The organism is Streptomyces sp. NPDC054956, from assembly GCF_053609185.1.
Window position 1 is genome coordinate 1 of sequence record NZ_JBSGXB010000564.1, and the last position, 2,380, is coordinate 2,380.

Consider the following 2,380-nt stretch of genomic DNA (forward strand, 5'->3'; position numbering starts at 1 on the left):
CGTGCAGCTGACGCCCGCCAAATCCAGCCCCGCCGGCGTTTGAGGCGCGGGGTCTGGGGCGGAGCCCGGGCCTTCGGGTCAGGGCGGAGCCCTGGGAACGGAGGAAGGGCGGGGCGGGGAGAAGCCCCGCGCAGCGGCAGCGGGCGACGCCGCCCGGTCTCCGGGTGCGGGGGCGCAGGAGGGCCCATACCCTCCCAAATGTGACCCCGCCGCGAAGCAGGACGAAGAGCCGACCCACCCCCTCCCGGATACCCGTCCGACCAGGACTCGCCCTCGCCGCCGCGCTCCTCGCGCTCACCGGCTGGGCGACGGCCTCCGCGCCGCCCGCCCGGGCCGACGACCCCGTCACCCTGTCCGGGCAGGGGCAGATCACCGACCGCGTCGGCGCCCTGGGCGACCGCAAGGCCGCCGTCACGGCCGCGCTGGACAAGCTCTACGCCGACCGCAAGATCCAGCTGTTCGTCACGTACGTGCGCGACTTCTCCGGCCGCTCCGCGCAGAGCTGGGCCGACGCCACGGCCGAGAAGAACGGCCTCGGTCAGAACGACGTCCTGCTGGCCGTGGGCACCGGAGCCCGGCAGTACGCCTATTCGGCCGATGCCGAGTCCGGTTTCACCAAGGAGCAGCTCGCGGCGGTCGCGCAGACCGCGATCGAGCCGGCCCTGCGGCAGAACGACTGGGCGGGCGCCGCGATCGGCGCCGCGAACGGCTACGACGCGGTCCTCGGCGGGCAGCCCGTGCCGGTACCGAAGATCACCCCCGGCGTGGCCGACCCGGGCGGCGCCACCGCGAGCGGCGGCGAGAGCGGCGCCGGCGACTTCGTCCTCCCGGTGGTCGCGGTCGGCGCGGCCGGCGCGCTGGGGGCGTACGCGTACTCCCGCCGCAAGCGCCGGGGCGGCGGCTCCGGTACGAAGACCGGCGCCGGCTGGGGCGGCCCGGACGCGGCCCCGGCTCCGCTGCCCCTCCCCGAGCTGGACGCCAGGGCCAAGGCGCTGCTGGTGGAGACCGACGACGCGATCCGCACCAGCACCGAGGAACTCGGCTTCGCGAACGCCCAGTTCGGCGAGGAGGCCGTAGCGGCCTTCACCGAGGCCGTGGAGTACGGGAAGGGCGAGCTGACCGCCGCGTTCCGGCTCCGCCAGCAGCTCGACGACGCGTACCCCGAGGACGACGCCACCCGGCGCCGGATGCTGGACGAGATCGTGGCCCGCTGCACCGAGGCGAGCCGGCGGCTCGACGCCCAGTCCGCGGACTTCGACCGGCTGCGGGACCTGGAGAAGAACGCCCCGGAGGCCCTCGCCACCGTGGAGGGCCACTTCCGGGCCTTGACGGGCCGCACCACGACCGCGGAGGCCACCCTCACGGCGCTCGGCCGGCAGTACGCGGACTCGGCGGCCGCCCCCGTGGCGTCCAACGCCGAACAGGCCAAGGACCGGCTGCTGTTCGCGACGACCAGCCTGGGCGAGGCGCGCGCCGCGATCGACGCGGGCGACAACGGCAAGGCCGCCGTGCACGTCCGGGCCGCCGAGGGCGCCGTCGACCAGGCCTCGACCCTCGTCGACGCCGTGGAGCGGCGCGCGCAGGAACTGGCCGAGGCCGCCGGGAAACTGCCGGGCGCGCTGAACGAGACGGACACCGACCTGGCCGACGCGCGCGGCCTGCTGACCGGTACCGCCGAGGGCACCTCGACCGCCGATCTGCGCGGCCGGATCGGCCGGGCGGAGGCCGTACTGGCCGACGTACGCGGGGAACAGGGCGCGGGCCGGTACGACCCGATCGACGCCCTGCGCCGCGTGGAGGAGGCCGACGCGGCCCTCGACGAGGCGCTGGCCGGGGCGCGCGAGCGCGAGTCGGGACGGCAGCGGGCGGCGGCCCTGCTCGACCAGGCCCTGCTCTCGGCCCGCAGCGCCATCGGCGCGGCGGCGGACTACATCACCACCAGCCGGGGCGCGGTCGGCAGCCAGGCCCGGACCCGGCTGGCGGAGGCGCAGCGCCACCTGGAGCGGTCCACGTCCCTGGCGGGTTCGGACCCGGCCGGGGCCCTCGCCGAAGCCCAGCAGGCGGACTCGCTCGCGCGGCAGGCGCAGCAGCTGGCCGAACAGGACGTACGGGGCTACCAGAACCCGTACGGCGGTGGCGGGCAGCGCCAGGGCGGCGGCATGGGCGGCGCGGTGCTCGGCGGGATCATCCTCGGCGAGATCCTGGGGGGCGGCGGAGGCTTCGGCGGGGGCTTCGGCGGCGGAGGCGGAGGCGGCAGCGGTCCGGGCTCCTTCGGGGGCGGCGGAACCCGCGGCCGCATGGGCGGCGGCGGCCGCTTCTGAACTGCACACATCGGCCCTGACCAGGAGAGACCACCATGAGCAAGCAGACCATCCTCGGC

At 76.5% G+C, this 2,380-nt stretch carries 1 protein-coding gene; it reads left to right on the forward strand.

What is annotated here, in order from left to right; genetic code table 11:
• The first annotated feature begins 248 nt into the window (after window positions 1–248).
• Entirely contained in the window at window positions 249–2,321 is a 2,073-nt protein-coding gene (locus ACWGDE_RS38265) for a TPM domain-containing protein (protein ID WP_453393698.1), read from the forward strand.
• Window positions 2,322–2,380: the final 59 nt, after the last annotated feature.